16 protein-coding genes are annotated in these 17,305 nt (G+C 72.0%); 2 read left to right on the forward strand and 14 right to left on the reverse strand.

The window, feature by feature from the left end:
* Window positions 1–51: 51 nt before the first annotated feature.
* The 12 genes from AC1Z4A_RS12980 to AC1Z4A_RS13035 form a co-directional block, all read right to left on the reverse strand.
* Window positions 52–804: a lysophospholipid acyltransferase family protein gene (locus AC1Z4A_RS12980; protein ID WP_483678455.1), complete on the reverse strand. Its 753-nt coding sequence runs from the start codon at window positions 802–804 to the stop codon at window positions 52–54.
* Window positions 805–964: 160 nt separating this feature from the next.
* On the reverse strand, window positions 965–1,537 hold the full coding sequence (locus AC1Z4A_RS12985; protein WP_483678456.1) for an RICIN domain-containing protein: 573 nt from the start codon (window positions 1,535–1,537) through the stop codon (window positions 965–967).
* A 187-nt stretch (window positions 1,538–1,724) separates the two neighbouring features.
* Window positions 1,725–2,096, reverse strand: a complete 372-nt coding sequence (locus AC1Z4A_RS12990; RefSeq protein ID WP_483678457.1) for a cupin domain-containing protein — start codon at window positions 2,094–2,096, stop codon at window positions 1,725–1,727.
* A 3-nt stretch (window positions 2,097–2,099) separates the two neighbouring features.
* Window positions 2,100–2,852 (reverse strand): thioesterase II family protein, encoded by a 753-nt coding sequence (locus tag AC1Z4A_RS12995; protein WP_483678458.1) that lies wholly within the window; start codon window positions 2,850–2,852, stop codon window positions 2,100–2,102.
* A gap of 50 nt (window positions 2,853–2,902) precedes the next feature.
* Entirely contained in the window at window positions 2,903–4,198 is a 1,296-nt protein-coding gene (locus AC1Z4A_RS13000; protein ID WP_483678460.1) for an aminotransferase class I/II-fold pyridoxal phosphate-dependent enzyme, read from the reverse strand.
* A 143-nt stretch (window positions 4,199–4,341) separates the two neighbouring features.
* Window positions 4,342–4,569, reverse strand: a complete 228-nt coding sequence (locus tag AC1Z4A_RS13005) for a phosphopantetheine-binding protein (protein ID WP_483678462.1) — start codon at window positions 4,567–4,569, stop codon at window positions 4,342–4,344.
* Window positions 4,570–4,609: 40 nt separating this feature from the next.
* Complete coding sequence (locus tag AC1Z4A_RS13010) at window positions 4,610–5,563, reverse strand: chlorinating enzyme (protein WP_483678463.1); 954 nt, start codon at window positions 5,561–5,563, stop codon at window positions 4,610–4,612.
* A 34-nt stretch (window positions 5,564–5,597) separates the two neighbouring features.
* Window positions 5,598–7,235, reverse strand: coding sequence for an amino acid adenylation domain-containing protein (locus tag AC1Z4A_RS13015; RefSeq protein WP_483678465.1), 1,638 nt, complete (start codon window positions 7,233–7,235; stop codon window positions 5,598–5,600).
* Window positions 7,236–7,901, reverse strand: coding sequence for a GNAT family N-acetyltransferase (locus AC1Z4A_RS13020; protein WP_483678467.1), 666 nt, complete (start codon window positions 7,899–7,901; stop codon window positions 7,236–7,238). It abuts the gene before it with no gap.
* A gap of 129 nt (window positions 7,902–8,030) precedes the next feature.
* Entirely contained in the window at window positions 8,031–9,836 is a 1,806-nt protein-coding gene (locus AC1Z4A_RS13025; RefSeq protein ID WP_483678469.1) for a 2-isopropylmalate synthase, read from the reverse strand.
* 166 nt (window positions 9,837–10,002) lie between these two features.
* On the reverse strand, window positions 10,003–11,328 hold the full coding sequence (locus AC1Z4A_RS13030) for a cation:proton antiporter (protein WP_483678471.1): 1,326 nt from the start codon (window positions 11,326–11,328) through the stop codon (window positions 10,003–10,005).
* A 121-nt stretch (window positions 11,329–11,449) separates the two neighbouring features.
* Window positions 11,450–13,384, reverse strand: coding sequence for an AfsR/SARP family transcriptional regulator (locus tag AC1Z4A_RS13035; RefSeq protein WP_483678475.1), 1,935 nt, complete (start codon window positions 13,382–13,384; stop codon window positions 11,450–11,452).
* A gap of 395 nt (window positions 13,385–13,779) precedes the next feature.
* On the opposite strand from AC1Z4A_RS13035, the gene AC1Z4A_RS13040 reads away from it, so the two are divergent.
* Window positions 13,780–14,727, forward strand: a complete 948-nt coding sequence (locus AC1Z4A_RS13040) for a LysR family transcriptional regulator (RefSeq protein ID WP_483678477.1) — start codon at window positions 13,780–13,782, stop codon at window positions 14,725–14,727.
* Window positions 14,728–14,848: 121 nt separating this feature from the next.
* On the opposite strand, the gene AC1Z4A_RS13045 is transcribed toward AC1Z4A_RS13040, so the two are convergent.
* Window positions 14,849–15,874, reverse strand: a complete 1,026-nt coding sequence (locus tag AC1Z4A_RS13045) for a DMT family transporter (protein ID WP_483678479.1) — start codon at window positions 15,872–15,874, stop codon at window positions 14,849–14,851.
* Window positions 15,875–15,905: 31 nt separating this feature from the next.
* Entirely contained in the window at window positions 15,906–16,337 is a 432-nt protein-coding gene (locus AC1Z4A_RS13050; RefSeq protein WP_483678482.1) for a DUF2000 family protein, read from the reverse strand.
* A 50-nt stretch (window positions 16,338–16,387) separates the two neighbouring features.
* On the opposite strand from AC1Z4A_RS13050, the gene AC1Z4A_RS13055 reads away from it, so the two are divergent.
* Window positions 16,388–17,251, forward strand: coding sequence for a helix-turn-helix transcriptional regulator (locus tag AC1Z4A_RS13055; protein ID WP_483678485.1), 864 nt, complete (start codon window positions 16,388–16,390; stop codon window positions 17,249–17,251).
* The last annotated feature ends 54 nt before the right edge of the window (window positions 17,252–17,305 follow it).

Below are 17,305 nucleotides of genomic sequence, written 5' to 3' on the forward strand. Positions count from 1 at the left end.
CCGGGTGCAGGGGCGTGCAATTCGCGTCCGGAGTGCCCGGAGCGCCCGTCCTCAAGCCGCCGCAGGGCGCGCGCCGCGCACAGAGTCGCCGCGCACGGAGTCGCCGCGGCCGACGGCCGGGGGTGTGGCCTGCGCCGACGCCTTGGCCTCGGCGGCGTACGTGTCGACGTACTCCTGCTCCGAGAGCTTGAGGATCGCGTACATGATCTCGTCCGTGACGGCCCGCAGCACCGCGCGGTGGTCGTGCATGCCCTCGTACCGGGAGAAGTCCAGCGGCTCCCCGAAGCGGATCGTGATCGGCACGAGGCGCGGCAGCCGCCGACCCGCAGGCTGCGCCTCGAACGTACCGATCATCGCGCAGGGTATGACGGGCGCGCCCGACCGGAGCGCCATCTCCGCCACCCCGACCTTGCCCTTGTACAGCCGTCCGTCGTGCGAGCGCGTCCCCTCCGGGTAGATGCCCAGCAGCTCGCCCCTGTCCAGCACTCCCAGCGCCGTGTCGACCGCGGCCTGCGCCGCCTCCCGGCCCGACCGGTCCACCGGTATCCCGCCGATGCCGCGGAAGAACGCAGCCGTCAGCCGTCCCTTGAGCCCGCGCCCCGTGAAGTACTCCATCTTCGCGAGGAACGTGATCCGGCGCTTGACCATGACCGGCATCATGAAGTGGTCCGAGAACGACAGATGATTGCCGGCGATGATCGCCGCGCCCGTCTGCGGCAGGTGCTTCAGCCCCTCGACCCGCGGCCGGAAGAGCCACTTCAGCAGCGGTACCAGCACCACGGTCTTGAACACGTAATAGAACATGCCAGTGATCCCCCTTGCCCCGGATGACCCCCCGCGCCGAGGCACGGTAGTCGGCGGCGCGGATCATTGGGAGAGGGGCTATTGAGCCATGGTCGTGAGGCGCTGATGCGACCGTGCCCCGCAGGAACGACCCTGCGGGGCACGCCCGTTCACCCGTGCGTCAGAACTGCCAGTAGTGGTCCGGCCAGGTGCCGCACGGCCACTGGATGACCTTCTCGCCCTGCGTCGTGCTGGCGCCGGGGATGGCCAGGCACTGGCCGCTGTTCCAGTTCACCAGTTGCTTGCCGTTGTTGGTGTAGCGGATGCCCCAGTAGTGGTCCTTCCAGTCGCCGCAGGGCCACTGGATCACCTGGGTGCCGGGCGTCGTGCTGGCGCCCGGGACGGCCAGGCACTGCTGGCTGTTCCAGTTCCGTACGTGGTAGTAGGCGAGCCCGCCGCTGCTGAAGGCGTACTCGAACTGCCAGTAGTGGTCGGGCCAGGTGCCGCAGCCCCACTGGATGAGCCCGATGCCGTTCTGCGTGCTGGCACCCGGCACCGCCAGGCAGTCGCCGCTGTTGGCGTTGCGGATCCACTGGTAGTCGTCGGCCCGGTTCGGGCCCGGTCTCGCCGACTTCGCGGCGGCCTGTGCGGTGTCCTGCGGCGAGGCCGCGGATGCGGCGGCCGTCACGCCCGATGAGAGCAGCAGTGCGGCGACTGCCGTCAGGATGCCCGGCAGGCGGAAGCGCGACTTCATGTGTCCCCCTACGTCTTCGTCCGAGTCTTCGTCGACTGGTGGAAGTGCGTGGACCAGGAGTCGTACCGCTCGGCACCCGGCGGACCGGGCGCCGAGCGAGGCGCAGGCTATAACCACCGGGCAAAAAGCGGCAGTCACGGGACGGGGGCCCGGGAGGTTGGCGCGAAGGCGACGGTCGCCGGGCGTCTCACCCCCACTCGTGCCCGCGGGTCAGCTCGCTCTCCACCTCGCCGGTGTTGAGCGCTCCCTCCGGGTCGAGGAGCACCACGTCGCAGCCCTCCGGGGTGACCGGGCGGTGCTCGACGCCCTTCGGGACCACGAACATCTCGCCGGGGCCCAGGTGGACGCTCTCGCGGCCGCGGAGTTCGATGGTGAGGCTGCCGCGCAGGACGAGGAACATCTCGTCGCCCTCGGTGTGGCTGTGCCAGACGAACTCGCCCTTGAACTTGGAGACCTTCAGCTCCAGGCCGTTCACCTCCATCACGGTCTTCGGCGACCAGTAGGCGTCGATCGGCGCGAGCTTCTCCGCCAGGTTCACCACGGTGTCGGGACGGGCCATCAGTCAGTCTCTCCTCAGGTGTTTGGCAACCACACCAACCACATCTGCCTCGTTGGTGCGCAGGAAGTGATGCCCGCCCGGATACACCTGAACCTCGCAGCCCACCGTGGTCAGTTCCTCCCACAGGCTCAGGTCGGCCGTGGGGCAGGTGTGGTCGCTGTCGCCGCCGCAGGCCGTGACCGGGGCCCGGAGGCGGGACAGCTCGGAGCGGGCGGGCCGGTAGGCGTCCAGGAGGCGGAGGTCGGCCCGGAGCGGCGGGAGGATCAGGGGCAGCAGCTGGGGGTGGTCGTAGACCTCCGCGTCGGGGCCGCCGAGCCGGCGCATCGAGGCGATCAGCTCCTCGTCCGGCAGCAGGTGCCGCTTCTCGCCGTGCACGTGGTGGGGGGCCGTCCGGGCGGAGACGAAGAGGCGGGTCGCGGTCACACCGTGGTCCCGCTCCAGCCGCCGCGCCACCTCGTACGCCACGCCCGAGCCCATGCTGTGGCCGAAGAGCGTCAGCGGCAGGTCGAGGAAGGGGCGCAGCTCCTCGGCCACGCGGTCGGCCATCTCCGTCATGTCCTCGATGCAGGGCTCGGACATCCGCTCCTGCCGGCCGGGGTACTGCACGACGATCGTCTCGGTCCCCGGGGGCAGCAGGGCGGGCCAGCCCTGGAAGCCGGCGGCCGTGCCGCCCGCGTGGGGGAAGCACACGAGACGGGCGACCGCGGGGTCGCCGCCGTGGGCGGCGTGGCGGCGCAGCCACGATCGCTTGGCCATGGTGGGGGTCCTTTCAGTCCTTCTTCGGTCCTTGCCGGCAGGGGCGGTGGTCAGGCCGCCGCGCGCTGCTGTTCCGCCAGCATCGCGCCGAGCCGTGCGATGCCCTCCGTGATGACCTCTTCCGTGCCGCTCAGGCTCAGCCGCACGCAGCGCGTGCCGTGGCCCGCGAGGAAGGGAGTGGTGAGCGGGGGGACGAAGAAGTGGCGTCCCGGCACTATGAAGACGCCCTTCCGCTTGAGTTCGCGGTAGGCGACGAGGTCGTCGAACCAGTCGTGGTCGATCCACAGCCAGCAGAACATGCCGCCGTCGCTGCGGTGCAGCCGCCAGTCGACCGTCTCCGGCAGGTGCTCGTGCAGCAGCTCCTCGGCGAGGCGGCGCTTGGCCCGGTAGTACGGCTTGATGACCTTGGTGGTCAGCACGTCGATGTCCCCGGTGTCCAGGGCGCGGGCCGCCGCGTTCTGCATGAGCTGGGGCGCGTGGAGCGCGGCGTTGGCGGTGAAGGACACCAGGGCGTCGATCGCCTCCGCCGGGCCGATGGCGAAGCCGATGCGCTCGCCCGGCATGCCTGCCTTGGAGAACGTGAAGCAGTTGATGACGTTGGGGTGGAGGACGGGCGTCAGCGGTGTGTCGACGACACCGGGGAAGGGCTGCCCGTAGGCGTGGTCGACGATCAGCGGGATGTCGCGCTCGGCGGCGATGGCGACGAGGCCGTCCAGCTCGGCGGCGTCGAGGCTGCGGCCGGTCGGGTTGCTCGGGCTGGAGAGCAGCATCGCGCCGCCGCCCGCGGCCGTCGCGCGGCGCACGGCGGGCAGGTCCACCGCGTAGCGGAAGAGGCGCGCGTCGTCCGTCCCGGCGTCCCCGGTCGTCACCACGGGCTCCACGCCGGCGATGCCGTCCTCGGCGATGCTCAGGCCCTGGTAGCCGGTGTAGTCGGGCACGCAGGGGAGCACCAGCCGCCGGCTGCCGTCCGCCCCGGGCACGGGTCCGGTGAAGGCGTTCACCGCCATGAAGGCGAGCATCTGGCTGCCGGGCCCGACCAGGACGTTCTCGGGGCCGATCGCCCAGCCGTACGCCGCGCCGAAGTACCGGACGATGGCGTCGACCAGCTTGTTCGTCCCGCGCGAGGGGCCGTACTGGCCGCCCGCGCCGAAGAAGTCCTCCCGCATGCTCTCCTCGGCGAGGCGGCGCCAGGTGTCGACGACCTCCGGGATCATCGCCGGGTTGCCGGGGCTGAGGTTGCACCACGGGCCGGCCGACGGCTCGCCGACCGTGGTGGCGATGTCGTCCATGATGCTGCGGATGCCGGACAGGCGGGACATGCTCGTCCCCCAGGTGGAAAGCTGCATCGGTGGGTTCCCCGTTTCCGACGGTCGACAGGTTCGGCAGGTGAGGGCCGGTCCCGGGTCCTGTGTCCGGTTCCGGTGGTCGTGGTGCGCCGTGGCGCCGGGCCGGGCCGCTTCGGCCCGGCGCCACGGGTTCCGGGAGGTCCCTACGAGACCTTCTGGAGGGATTCGACGTGTGCCGCGATGGCCGCGACCGTCGACTTGCGGAACAGCTCGTCCATCGGGACGTCGACGCCCAGTTCGTCGTTCAGCGCCTGCTGGATCTTCGTCATGATCAGCGAGTGCCCGCCCAGCTCGAAGAAGTCGTCCTCGTCGGAGAAGCTCTCCAGCTTGAGCTCACGGCTCCAGATGGCGTGGATCCGTTCTGCGATCACCTTGCGGTCCTTTCGTATCGATGCGTATCGATGGCTCTGGTCAGTTGAAGTCGGTGCGCACGGGGAACTGCTCGCCGTGGTTGTTCTCCGTGCGGATCCGGTTGTGGTCGAACTTGTTCTCGCCGGAGACGAGCACGCTGCCGTACTCGGCCAGGTCGAAGGTGGCACCGTGCGCCGAGAAGGAGTCCTGGCCGGGGTAGACCCGCACGTGTGTCGGCACATAGCGGCCCGCGATCGCGAAGCGCGTCTCGCGCTCGGTGAGGTTGGGCGTGGAGCCGTGCACGCAGGAGGCCGTGAAGATGACCGCCTCGCCCGGCTGCATCTCCAGCTCCACCACGTCCTCGGGGCGCGGCTCCCAGTCCGGGTCGATCGCGAAGTCCGCGAAGTCGTAGCCGAAGAAGCCGGTGTCCGCGTGCTGGACGTCGAAGTCGTCGCGGCCGGTCTGCGTCGCCTTGTGCTCGTCGAAGATCCAGTCACGCTGGGAGCCGCGGACGAACTTCATGCAGGCGCGGTCCTTCGTCGCAGGCGTGAAGCAGGTCCACACCGTGATGTCGATGAAGGCGTTCCACTCCGACTCGGTCGGCAGCAGCTGCGGCTTGCCATTCGCGTAGCTGTAGTCGCGGACCTGGTGCCACTCCGTGGCCTTCGCGCCCGGGAACTTGGGGAACCACTCGGTGCGCCAGCACAGGACGTCCGGGCCCAGGATCGCGTTGAGGTACTTGATGATGGTCGGGTGGGTGATGTGCCGCGTGAGCTGCGGGATGTCGAAGTGGCGGTCGTAGTTGACGCTGTTCTTGTACAGCGCCCGGTCGGTGACGTGGTTGTTGATCCGGATCTCGCGGATCAGCTCGGCCGCCTCCTCGGGCTCGTACAGCTTGATCGGGCCGATGAAGCCGTCCCGGCCGAACTGCTCGATGTCGGCCTTGATGTCCTCGGGCACGACCGCGTTGGCGGAGATCTGGGCGGCCGGTGCGGGTCGCTGGCTGGTGGTCACGCTGGAGTCACTCCTCTGATCGGTGGAAGCGTGGTCAGTGGGCTGGTGTGGTGGGGGCGGCGACCGAGGCGGCGAGTGCCTTGCGGTCGACCTTGCCGTTGGGGTTCAGGGGAAAGGCGCCCAGCTCGACGACCTCCTGCGGCACCATGTTCCGCGGCAGGGAGCCGAGCAGTTCGGCACGGAGCGCGCGGGCGTCGAAGGGGTCCCGGCCGGCGGCGGGGATGACGAAGGCGACCAGGCGCGCCTCGCCGTCGGGGCCGGGCGGGGCCAGCACGGCGACGTCCTCGACCCGGGCGTTGGCCCGCACCCCGTGCTCGACGTCGCCGAGGTCGATGCGCATGCCGCGGATCTTCACCTGGGCGTCGACCCGGCCGACCACCACGAGGTCCCCGGACTCCGTGGCGTAGCCGCGGTCGCCGGTCCGGTAGAGCCGTACGGGCTCGCCGTCGATCCGCACCGTGGTGAAGCGCCGCAGGTCGGCGGGCGAGGCGTTGAGGTATCCGGCGCCGACGCTGGTGCCGGAGATGCAGATCTCGCCGGTCTCCCCGTCGGGGACCTCCGTGAGACCGCCGTCCGCCGCCTCCTCCATCAGGCGGATCGCGGTGTTGTACACGGGCCGGCCCACCGGGGTGGCGCCCGTGCGGTAGCGCGGGTAGTCGTGGAGGGGGTACGAGGAGGCCACGTCCGTGCACTCGGCCACGCCGTACTGGTGCAGGAGGGTGCAGGTGTTGCCCTCCAGGGTGGCCCACTCCTCGACGCGCGGCGTCGACAGGGGCTCGCCGCCGATGAAGACGTAGTCGACGCCCGTGAGGGCGCCGCCCCGGGCCGGCCCCTCGGCACCCGCCGCCTTCGCGGCCTTCGCCGCCTCGGCCAGGTCCCGCTCGATGAGCAGGTAGAGGGTGCTGGGCGCGCAGTGCAGCGTGCGCACCCCGTGCCGGGCAATGAGCCGGTAGGCCATGCTCACGTCGAAGCTGCGGCTCGGCAGCAGGTGCAGCGCGGCGCCCGTGAACAGCGGGGCCATCAGGCCGCGTTGGCTGATGTCGAAGCCGAAGGAGCTGACGCTCAGGCTGCTCGACCGCTCGTCCAGCTCGTACTCCAGGGCCAGCCAGTGGAGCAGGTTGTACCAGCCCTCGTGGCGGACGGCGACGGCCTTGGGGGTGCCGGTGGAGCCCGAGGTGAAGACCGCGTAGCAGAGGTCGTCGCCGGTGACGTCGGTCTGCGGGTCCGTGGCCGGGAGGTCGGCGAGGCGGGGTGCGAGGGCCTCGATGTCGAGCACCTTGGTGTGCGTGTGCCCCACGAGATCCTGCGTGGCGGGCGACACCACGGTGAGTTCGAGCTGGTCGAGGTTGGAGAGCATCAGCTGGAGACGCTCCCGCGGGTACGTGGGGTCGAGCGGCGCGTACGCGGCACCGGACTTGAGGATGCCCAGGATGGCGGTCATCAGCTCCGGCGTGCGGTCCAGGCACACGCCGACGACGGCGCCCCGGCCCACGCCCAGCGAGAGCAGGTGGTGGGCGAACCGGTTGGCCCGGGTGTTGAGTTCCGCGTAGCTCAGTTGCTCCTCACCGCAGGTGAGGGCGGTGCCGAGCGGGTTGCGGTGGGCGTGGGACTCGAAGACGCGATGTACGGCCGTGTCCTCGGGGAGCGGCGCGCACAAACCGTTCAGGGTCATTCAGAAGGTCCTCTCCGGCACGAGCACCGGCGGCGACGGCAGGGGCCAGGCCAGGGTGGGGCGAAAATTCTCGACAAGGACGCTTTCGTCGTACTCCATGAGGTAGCGGTAGAAGGGCTGGGCCGACCGGAAGGACCGGGAGACCAGCTCGGTCACCCGCAGCAGCAGCGGCGCCGGGTCACCGGCCCCCGCCTGCGGCGTCCCGGTCGCCAGCGGGGTGAAGCCGAGGCGCTTCAGCGGGGGCACCGCGCTCCGGTCGGCGACGTCCGCCACGACGTGGCTCATGTCGTTGACGACGCTCCACTGGAGGCAGGCCTTCACCATCCCGCCCACCACACCGAACGGCAGCTCGGGCCACGGCCCGCTGCCGCGGCAGGCGTCCAGCAGGACGAAGCGCCGGAACTGCGCCACCCGCCGGTTCTTGCGCAGCGCACCGGGCAGCACGCCCCGCGCGTCGACCGGAAGTCCCAGCGGGGAGTCGACCACCAGCTCGGCGGCGGCCACCACATCTCCGTCGATCATGGCCAGCACGTGCACCGTGTGCGGTACGTAGGCGTCGTCGCGGTCGTCCTGCCCGGCCAGGACGTGACCGAACAGGTCCTGGTGCGCCGTCGCCCGGATCCGCGCGATGCTGTGGAAGTCGAGCGCGCTCCGCGCGGTGTACACGAAGCAGTCGCGCTCTGCGTCTTTCGGCGTCTCAACGAATGCGAAATCCATCTCCGCCTCGGGAAGGTCGGGAAGGGAAGCTGCCGGGAAGCTGTCGGGGGGACCCGTCCGGTCCGGGGGCGGTCCGGGCTACCGGGCCGCCGCGAGCGCCCGGTTGACCGCGGAGAGCACGGAGTGCACCTGCGCCGTCTCGCGTGCGGGCTCGAGTCCGGCCCCGTGCGCGGTGGTTCCGGCCACGCTCACCTCCGCGTAGGCCGCGGTGCGCTCGCCGTGGGCGTCCGCCAGCGCGTGGTGCGACACGGCGGTCAGGCTCACCTCGGAGCCGAGGACGGAGGCCAGCGCGGCCGCGAAGGCCCCGGCGGCTCCGGCGCCCCGGCCCTCCGCCTGCGTCTCGCTGCCGTCCTCCCGGACGATCGAGGCCAGGATCCGGATCCGGTCCGCGCCGTCGGCCTCCGTGCGGAACTCCTTCAGCAGCAGGGCCGGTGAACCCTGCTCGACGTACTCGCGGTGGAAGACCGCCCACAGGTCGCGGGAGGTCAGCTCGATGCCCTCCGCGTCGGCGACCTTCTGCACCAGGCGCGCCAGCTCCACCCGCAGGCCGCGCGGCACGTCCAGGCCGTACACGCTCTTGAGGATGTGCGCGATGCCGCCCTTGCCCGACTGGCTGTTGACCCGCACCACGGACTCGTAGGTGCGCCCGACGTCCTTCGGGTCGATCGGCAGGTAGGGCACGTCCCAGCGGACCTCCCCCGGCGCGGTGCCGGCCGCGCGCGCCTGCGCGTCGATGGCGGCGAGGCCCTTGGCGATGGCGTCCTGGTGGGTGCCGGAGAAGGCGGTGTACACCAGGTCGCCCGCGTAGGGGTGGCGGGTGTGCACGGGGATCTGGTTGCAGTGCTCGACGGTGGCGCGGATCTCGTCGATGTCCGAGAAGTCGAGCTGGGGGTCGACGCCCTGGGCGAAGAGGTTGAGCGCCATGGTCGCCAGGCAGACGTTGCCGGTCCGCTCGCCGTTGCCGAAGAGCGTGCCCTCGACCCGGTCCGCGCCCGCCATCAGGGCGAGTTCGCCGGAGGCCACGGCGGTGCCGCGGTCGTTGTGCGGGTGCACCGAGAGGATGATCGACTCCCGGTTGTCCAGGTTCCGGTGCATCCATTCGACCTGGTCTGCGAAGACGTTGGGGCTGTCCGTCTCGACCGTGGTCGGCAGGTTGAGCGTGACCGGGCGGTCGGGGGACGCGTCCCACACGGCCGCCACGGTGTTGGACAGCGCCAGGGCGAACTCCGGCTCCGTGACGTTGAACGTCTCGGGCGAGTACTCGAACCGCAGGCGCGCACCCTTGGCGGCGTCGGCCAGCCGGGCCACGTGCTCGGCGGAGGAGACGGCCATGCGCTCCACTTCCGCGGGCGTCATGGAGAAGACCACCTCGCGCCACAGGCACGCCGTCGCGTGGCACAGGTGCACCACGGCCCGGTCCGCTCCCTCGATGGCCTCGAAGGTGCGCTCGATCAGCTCGGGGCGGGCGGGGGTGAAGACGGAGACGGTGACGTCGTCGGGGATGCGGTCCCGGGTGATCAGCTCGCGCACGAAGGAGAAGTCCGCGTCGCTGGCCGAGGGGTAGCCGATCTCGATCTCCTTGAAGCCCATCCGGACCAGGAGGTCGAACATCCGGCCCTTGCGGGCGGTGTCCATGGGGTTGGCGAGCGCCTGGTTGCCGTCCCGCAGGTCGACCGAGGCCCACAGGGGTGCGCGCTCCAGCCGCCGGGCGGGCCAGAGGCGCTCGGCGGGCGCCTCCGGCAGCCGGGGCTCGGTGCGGACGTAACGGGCGACGGGCATCGCGGACGCGCGCTGGGTGTTCCACCACGGCTGGTCGGCGCGGGACGGGCCCGAGGGCGTGCGCAGCCGGGAGCCGGCGAGCGGGGACGGAGGGATCTGGGGCATTCCTGCCTCCCTGGTGGTCGGGCGGGATGCCCGCGGTTGCCGCCTGTCGGGGCGGCCCACTTGGTCGGTGACGGGACGAACGTATGGCGGCCCGTCCTCGCTCCGTCCCCGGCCGGGCCCCGTCCGGTCCCCGTGCGCCGGGCCCCGTCCCCGCGCCGTCCCCGGGTCATCCCCGGCTCGTCACCGATGCGTCCTCGGTGCGCTCCCGCACGGCCGGGACCTGCGGCTTTCCGTCGGCTTTGGCGGCAGCGGGCGCTCCGGCCGCGTCCCGTGCGTCCTCCCGGACCAGGTTGAGCAGGGGGCCGGTCATGGCCGTGGTGACCACCGCCATCACGATCATGATGGAGTAGAAGCGCTCGTCGATGAGGTGCATCTGCAGGCCCACCGTGACGATGACGATCTCGGTCAGGCCGCGCGTGTTCATCAGCACCGCGACCGGCAGCGCGGCCCGGTGCCCGGTGCCGGAGGCCCGCGCCCCCAGGTAGGCGCCCGCCGCCTTGGACGCCACGGCCACCGCGATCACGGCCACGAGCGTGCCGAGCGTCGCGGAGTCGAAGCCGGAGAGGTCCACCTTGGTGCCCGCGACGATGAAGTACAGCGGCAGCAGGAAGTGCGAGCCCGCGCTCTCCAGTTGCCCGACGAGCCGGGCCCGCATCCGCTCGGTCCCCGCCTTCGGCATGGTGGCGCCGAGCGCGAAGGCCCCGAAGATGAAGTGCACGCCCATCCACTCGGTGGCGGCGCAGGACAGCATCAGCGCCACGGTCAGGGCCGGGAACAGTGCGGCGGGCGGCGCGTCGTCCCGTGCGGCCTCCCGCGCACCGCCGCCGTCGCCGCCGCCCGACAGCCACCGGAACAGCGGGCGCACCAGGAACCACAGCGCCCCGGCGTAGACGGGCAGGAGCATGACCCGCCACTGCCCCGACGCGCCGCAGAACGCGACCACCCCGGCCAGGCAGATCCACGCCACGAGGTCGCCCACCGCCGCCGCGGCCAGCGTGATCCCGCCCAGCGGGCGCCGGTTGAGCCCCCGGTCGGTGAGGATCCGCGCCAGCACGGGAAAGGCGGTCACCGACATGGCGACGCCGAGGAAGAGCACGAAGCCGGTGCGGTCCCCCGGCGCGTACTGCTTCGCCAGCGGGAGCGCCATCAGCGCGCCGGCCGTCAGCGGGACGGTGACCGAGCCCGCCGCCAGGGTCAGCGCGGCCCGCTTGCGGCCGCGCAGCAGGGCGAAGTCGATCTCGTATCCGACGGTGAACATGAAGATGGCCAGCCCGATGTTGGCCAGCCCCTCCAGCAGGGGCCGCACCGTGCCCGGGACGATGGCCTGGCTCCCCGAGACCGTCAGCACGGTGGGGCTGGCCAGGATCCCGGCGAAGATCTCGCCGACCACCGGCGGCTGGCCGATCCGCCGGGCGGCCGCACCGCACGCCTGGGCGGCGGCCAGCGCGATGGCCAGGGCGATGAAGAAGTCCGTAACGAGGTGCCCGGTCATGTCATTCCTCGAGAATCCATGGAGGGTGGGAAGAGCTCACTGATGAAGAACTCACTGATGAGGAAGGGAAAGCAGCGACGCCCGCCCGCCGGAACCGGCTCGGAACGTCTGCCGGAACGGCTCAGAAGTGGCAGGGGTCGCAGAGGTCGCCGGCGTAGGAGAGGATCAGCTGCCGGTCCATGTAGAAGTCGTGCAGGCCCTTCAGGGCCGTCTCCCGGTCCTCGGGCGTGTCGATCTCGCGGCACAGCTGGGCGCAGTAGGCCTGGACGAGGCCGTGCACGCGGTAGTGGCCCGCCTCCGGCTGCTGGAGGAGGTGCTCGTCCACCAGCTCCTCCAGCAGTTCCTCGGTGCGCGGCACCGGCAGCCCGGCCAGGGCCGCGGCGCTGGGGGCGTTCACCACCTGGGTGACCACGAGGCCGAGCAGCCGCAGCAGCCGCTGCTGGTCGGGGTGGAGCCGGGTGTAGGAGAGGTCGATGCGGGAGGACACGCCGCCGTCCTCGGCCCGCAGCTCGGCGAGCCGGCGGCCGGGGTCGGCGAGGCGTCCGGCGAGGTAGCCGACGGACCAGGTGGGGCGGTGGCGCAGCCGGGCCACGGCGGCGGAGACGGCGAGGGGGTGGTGGCCGCAGTGCCGCAGCACTCCGTCCAGGTCCTCGGCCCCGCCCGGATCGGCCCCGTCGGCACTCCGGAGCCGGTCGCCGGCCAGGCGGCGGAACAGCCGCCGCGCCTCGTCGTCCGGGAGGGGCTCCAGGAAGTGCGGGCGGGCCGCGGGCAGTCCGGTGAGGCTGCGGCGGCTGGTGACGACCGTCAGGGCGCCGGGACCGTCGGTCAGCAGCGGCCGGATCTGGTCGGTGCTCGCCACGTTGTCGAGGACGAGCAGCACGCGGCGCCCCGCGAGCCAGGCGCGCCACGCCGCCGCGGGACCGTCGGCACCGGCGTGCCCGTCCGCCCGTACGCCCGCGGTCCGCAGCGCCCGTGCCAGCGCGGCGGCCGGGGTCAGGGGCACCGCACCGGTGGTGTGGCCGTGCAGGTCGAGGAAGAGGCACCCGTCGGGGTAGTGGGGTGCGAGCCGGTGGGCGGCGTGCACGGCGAAGGCGGTCTTGCCCACGCCGGGCATCCCCTCGACGAGGGCGACGGAGGTGGTGCCGTCGGTCCCGGCGGCCAGCAGCTGCCGGAGGACGTCGGCGCGGCCGGTGAAGTGGGGCAGGTCCGCGGGGAGGTTGCCGCGGAGGGGGGACGGCGGCAGACGCGGCGCCGAGTGCGGGGAGGGGGCTTCGGCCGTGACCGGCGGCGGCGTTGCCGCCGCCGCGAGGGCGGGCGTGTCGTCGGCCAGCATCTGCTGGTGGAGTTCCTGCAGTTCGGGACCGGGGTCGAGGCCGAGGGTCTCCGCCAGGTCGCGGCGGGTCCGTTCGTAGACGGCGAAGGCGCGGGCGCGGGCGCCGGAGCGGTAGAGAGCGCGGACCAGCTGGCCCACCAGCCGTTCGCGCAGCGGGTTTTCGGCCACCGCCGCCGTCAGCTCGCCGATCAGTGCGGTGTGCCTGCCGCCCGCCAGTTCCAGCTCGACGCACTCCTCCAGGACGGTCAGCCGCTGTTCGTCCAGGCCGGCCGCCTGTGCCCGGAGCCCCGGCCGGTCCAGTCCGGACAGGACCGGCCCGCGCCAGAGGGCGAGGGCCGCGCGTAACTCCTCGGCGGCCTGGACGGGTCTGCCCTGGTCGAGGTGGCGGCGCGCCTGTGCGCCGTGCTCCTGGAAGGTGCGCAGGTCGAGTGCGGCACCGGCGATGTCCAGCCGGTAGCCGTCGGCTTCGGGGGCGATGGCGGCGCCGGTGGGGTTCAGGAGGGTCCTGAGTTCCGAGACGGCATTGCGGATCTGTTTGCGCGCGGTGACGGGCGGCCGCTGCTCCCAGACGATGTCGGCCAGCCGGGACAGGGACACCCGCCGCCCGTTGGCCAGCAGGAGGGCACCGAGGACGATCTGCTGTTTCACACCGCGCAGCGGGAGCCGCTGCCCGGCGATCGATAACTCGAGGGGACCGAGAACCCGGAATTCTGCAACAGGCATACGCGCGCCAACCTTCGAAATCTCTGCGGGAGACATGTCCGGGGGACGTGGCCGGGGAAGGCCACCGGACAGAACGGATTCGAGCCGATGAGAAGGGCGAAGCGTCCCGGCGTCATTGCCGGCCCGCGGAATCCGGGAGAGCCCGGAAAAGGGGCCGGAAGCCGGGGCACGAGAAGCGCGGAGGAAACGGCGCCGCCGGACGGGCGGGCCGGGTGGAGCGAGGACGGTGCGGCGGTGCGGGCAGTACGGCGGTACGGCGGTGCGGTGCGCAACGTCAGCTCGCAAGGCAACTGGTGGGCCTCTGCGCCGAGTCTGCCGTCCAGGTGGGGACGGTCTTCGCCGCTGACAGCACGACCCTGCCGGAAGCCAGACTTCCAGTCCAAGGCTTATTTGGTATGGACGTATACCTTTTGATCATGGTGACCCTGCGGCAGCTGCAATACATGATCACGATCGTGGAGGAAGGCTCCTTCACGCGCGCCGCACGGCGCCTGCACATCTCCCAACCGGCCCTGTCGCGCCAGCTCCAGGCACTGGAGCGGTTCTGCGGCGGACCGCTCGTCGAACGGGACGCCCGCCCCCTGCGGCTGACCGCACTGGGGCGGGCGATACACCCCCACGCCCTCGCGACGCTCGCCGAGGCCGACCGGATCCGCCTCGCCGCCGCCTCCGCGGCGGACGGGCTCGGCGGCGAACTGCGGCTGGCCACCCTGGACTCGATCAGCTTCGGAGTCCTCCCGCCCGTGCTCAGCGCCTGGCACGGGGGCAACCCGGCGGTGGAGGTGCGCCTGGCCGAATTCCGCCATGCCGAGGAGCTGATGACCGCCCTCGCCGAGGGCCGGGCGGACGTCGCCGTGGGTCCCCTGAGCGACCGGTGGCCGGGCGACCGGCAGCTGCTCGGCGTGGCCGAGTTCGTCCTGGTCCTGCCGCCCGACGATCCCGTGGCGGCCGCGCACCCCGGACCGGGCGTGCCCCTGGCGGCCCTCGCCGACCGGGCGTGGGTGCACTTCGCCCCGGCGAACGCCCTGAGCAGGGTGCTCAACGAGGCGTGCGGAGCCGCCGGTTTCACGCCACGGACGGCCGTCCGCACCGAGCAGACCGTCGCCGCGCCCCTGCTGGCCGCGTCCGGCCTGGGTCCCACCCTCGTGCCGACCTACGTCGTCCCCCCGCACTTCCATGGCCGGATCCTGCGCCCGGAACCACCGGTTCAGCGCCCGCTGTTCGTCTACACCACGGCCTCCCCCGGCCCGACCGTCACCAGCTTCGTCAAAGTGCTCGTCCGGCACGCCCGGGTCGCGCCGCAGACGAGCCCGGACGACCTCGGCGTCGAGAGCGGCCGTTGAGCGCGCCGAGGTCGTCCGGGCGGGGAGGGCGCACGGCGAGCCCGGGGGGAAGCTCGCCCGCCCGAGTCCGCGGGTGCGGGGGTGCAACGGGTGCGGGGTGAGGAATCCGCGTGCGTGCCGGTCAGTTCGTCCTCGGCTCCCGGGGAGAGGCGGCGGCAGCCGCGGCCGGCTCCGGCGCGACCGGGGCCGTGGGCTGCTCGCCCTTCCCGGGTACGAACCGGCGCAGGAAGCGTCCCTGCGTCACGGCGAGCAGGGCCCCGGCGACCATGACCAGCCCGCCCACGACCTGGATCGCGGTGAACGACTCGTCGAGGAAGATCACCGAGCTGGTGACCCCGAAGACCGGCACCGCGAACATCACGACCGTGGCCGTCGAGGGGCTCACGCTGCGCAGCCCCCGGTAGAAGCAGAGGTAGGCGATGGCAGTGGGCCCGATCGCCAGGTACACCACATTGGCCCAGACGCCGCCCGAGAGGCCGCCCCAGTCGACGTCGGACGCGGACGGCACGGCCAGGGCCACCAGCCCCAGCGAGCCCGCGACCGTGCCGTAGGTGGTGGCGCGCAGCGGCTGCACGCCGGCCAGGACCTTCTTGGAGGTGATGCTGTAGGCGGCCCAGGCGGCGGCGCCGAGGAGGTAGACGAAGTCGCCGGTCAGGCGCTTGCCGCTGACCCCGCCGCCCGCGTCCCCGATGCCGAGGAAGAAGACGACCGCGCCCGCCACGCCGAGCACCAGCCCGGCGATGCGCGGGCCCGACGCCGTCTCCTTGCCCATGACCAGGAGCGCACCGGTGGTGAGGACGGGGCTGAGCACCGGGACGATGATGCTGCCGTCGATGGAAGGGGCGAGCGACAGCCCCCAGAAGAAGAAGAGGTTGTACGCGAACACGCCCAGCAGGCCGACGAGTCCGGCCCGCAGGGCCTCCCGCCAGGAGAACGCCCCGGCCCGGCCGCCCCGCCCCGCGACGGCGAGGATCAGCAGCAGGACGACCGCCCCGCCGCCGAAGCGCAGGGCCGCCGCGACCTGGTGGGGTACATGGCCGACGACCACCTTGGAGCTGGTGAAGGCGCTGCCGAAGAAGGCCATGGTGGCCAGCAGGTAGAAGTAGGCGTCGACGGGATCGCGTCGCTGCTCGGTCGTCTCGGACACGCTGACTCGCTTCCTCTCCCGGGTCGTCGGGTCAGGGGTGCATCGTGGCGCCCTTGAGCACCTTGTCGACGCCGTTGCGGGGCCCGTAGACGGCCATCCCCACGAGGTCGAGCTGGTCCTTGCCGACGGCGCGGACGGCAGCGCGGTTGTCGCGGTCGTTGTTGGTCGTGAACAGGTCGGACGTGAACACGGAGACCGGGAGCGCACGGCCCAGGGCACGGCCGTGAGCGGTCGTCAGAAGCTCCTTGGAGCCCTCGAAGACGAGCACCGGCTGCCGGAACATCGGCAGGTACTCGGTGCCGTCGGCGTCGCCGTAGGGCTCGCCGATCACCTCGGGTACGAGCGTGCCGAGGCCGCTGACCAGGAAGGCCGTGACGTTGAGGCGCTGCCAGGTGTGCAGGTCGTCGCGGAGCAGTACGGCAATCTTGGTGTCGAAGCGGACGGGCGCGTTCTCGGTTTCCATGGACCGGATTGTGTCCCGGCACAACAGCGCAGGTCTTGTACGATCTTTGCATGGTTGCCGGCCCTGACATCACGGCGTGGCGCCCGGCGGTCGCAGGGGTCGCGGAGGTCTTCCACGCCCACTTCACCGATCACGTCTACCCCATGCACGCGCACGACACATGGACGCTCCTGATCGTCGACGACGGCATGGTCCGCTACGACCTGGACCGCCACGAGCACGGCGCGCTGAGCGACCTGGTGACGCTCCTCCCCCCGCATGTCCCCCACAACGGCTGCCCGGTCACGCCGCAGGGCTTCCGCAAGCGGGTCCTGTACCTGGACGCGGACCTCCTGGGCGAGGAGCACATAGGGCGCGCGGTGGACAGTCCCGAGCTGGACGACCCCCTGTTACGCCGCCGGATCCACCAACTGCACGTGGTGCTCGCCGAGCACGGCGAGAACCTGGAGGCGGAGAGCCGCCTCGCCATGATCTGCGACCGGCTGCTGTCCCACCTGGGCCGCCGGGTCCCCCCGCCGCTCCCCCGCCCCGACCAGAGCCGGCTGGCGCACCGCCTGCGCGACCTCCTCAACGAGCGCGTGCTCCAGGGCCTGACGCTCCAGGAGGCGTCCGCCCTGCTGCACGCGCACCCCACGCATCTCGTGCGCGCCTTCAGCCGCGAGTTCGGCATCGCACCCCACCAGTACCTGACCGCCCGCCGGGTGGACCGGGCGCGGCGCCTGCTGCTGGAGGGGCAGCCTCCGCGCACGGTCGCGGTCAGCACGGGCTTCTGCGACCAGTCGCACCTGACGAGGAACTTCAAGCGGATCGTCGGCGTCGCGCCGGGGCGGTACGCGCACACGGTGCGCACCGGCCCCACGCCCCGTCGGACGCCCCGTCAGCTCCCTGCCTCCGGCGGCCCGGGCACGGCCTAAAATTCCTCCGTACCCGCTGGTCACCGCACCGGCAAGCGCGCGAGGTTCCGGGAC

Source organism: Streptomyces sp. 17_S59 (assembly GCF_056930295.1).

Excerpts from the sequence above, each read along its gene's own strand:
- AC1Z4A_RS12980 (WP_483678455.1), bottom strand. The coding sequence starts at position 804 with ATGTTCTATTACGTGTTCAAGACCGTGGTGCTGGTACCGCTGCTGAAG.
- AC1Z4A_RS12985 (WP_483678456.1), bottom strand. The coding sequence starts at position 1,537 with ATGAAGTCGCGCTTCCGCCTGCCGGGCATCCTGACGGCAGTCGCCGCA.
- AC1Z4A_RS12990 (WP_483678457.1), bottom strand. The coding sequence starts at position 2,096 with ATGGCCCGTCCCGACACCGTGGTGAACCTGGCGGAGAAGCTCGCGCCG.
- AC1Z4A_RS12995 (WP_483678458.1), bottom strand. The coding sequence starts at position 2,852 with ATGGCCAAGCGATCGTGGCTGCGCCGCCACGCCGCCCACGGCGGCGAC.
- AC1Z4A_RS13000 (WP_483678460.1), bottom strand. The coding sequence starts at position 4,198 with ATGCAGCTTTCCACCTGGGGGACGAGCATGTCCCGCCTGTCCGGCATC.
- AC1Z4A_RS13015 (WP_483678465.1), bottom strand. The coding sequence starts at position 7,235 with ATGACCCTGAACGGTTTGTGCGCGCCGCTCCCCGAGGACACGGCCGTA.
- AC1Z4A_RS13025 (WP_483678469.1), bottom strand. The coding sequence starts at position 9,836 with ATGCCCCAGATCCCTCCGTCCCCGCTCGCCGGCTCCCGGCTGCGCACG.
- AC1Z4A_RS13030 (WP_483678471.1), bottom strand. The coding sequence starts at position 11,328 with ATGACCGGGCACCTCGTTACGGACTTCTTCATCGCCCTGGCCATCGCG.
- AC1Z4A_RS13035 (WP_483678475.1), bottom strand. The coding sequence starts at position 13,384 with ATGCCTGTTGCAGAATTCCGGGTTCTCGGTCCCCTCGAGTTATCGATC.
- AC1Z4A_RS13040 (WP_483678477.1), top strand. The coding sequence starts at position 13,780 with ATGGACGTATACCTTTTGATCATGGTGACCCTGCGGCAGCTGCAATAC.
- AC1Z4A_RS13050 (WP_483678482.1), bottom strand. The coding sequence starts at position 16,337 with ATGGAAACCGAGAACGCGCCCGTCCGCTTCGACACCAAGATTGCCGTA.
- AC1Z4A_RS13055 (WP_483678485.1), top strand. The coding sequence starts at position 16,388 with ATGGTTGCCGGCCCTGACATCACGGCGTGGCGCCCGGCGGTCGCAGGG.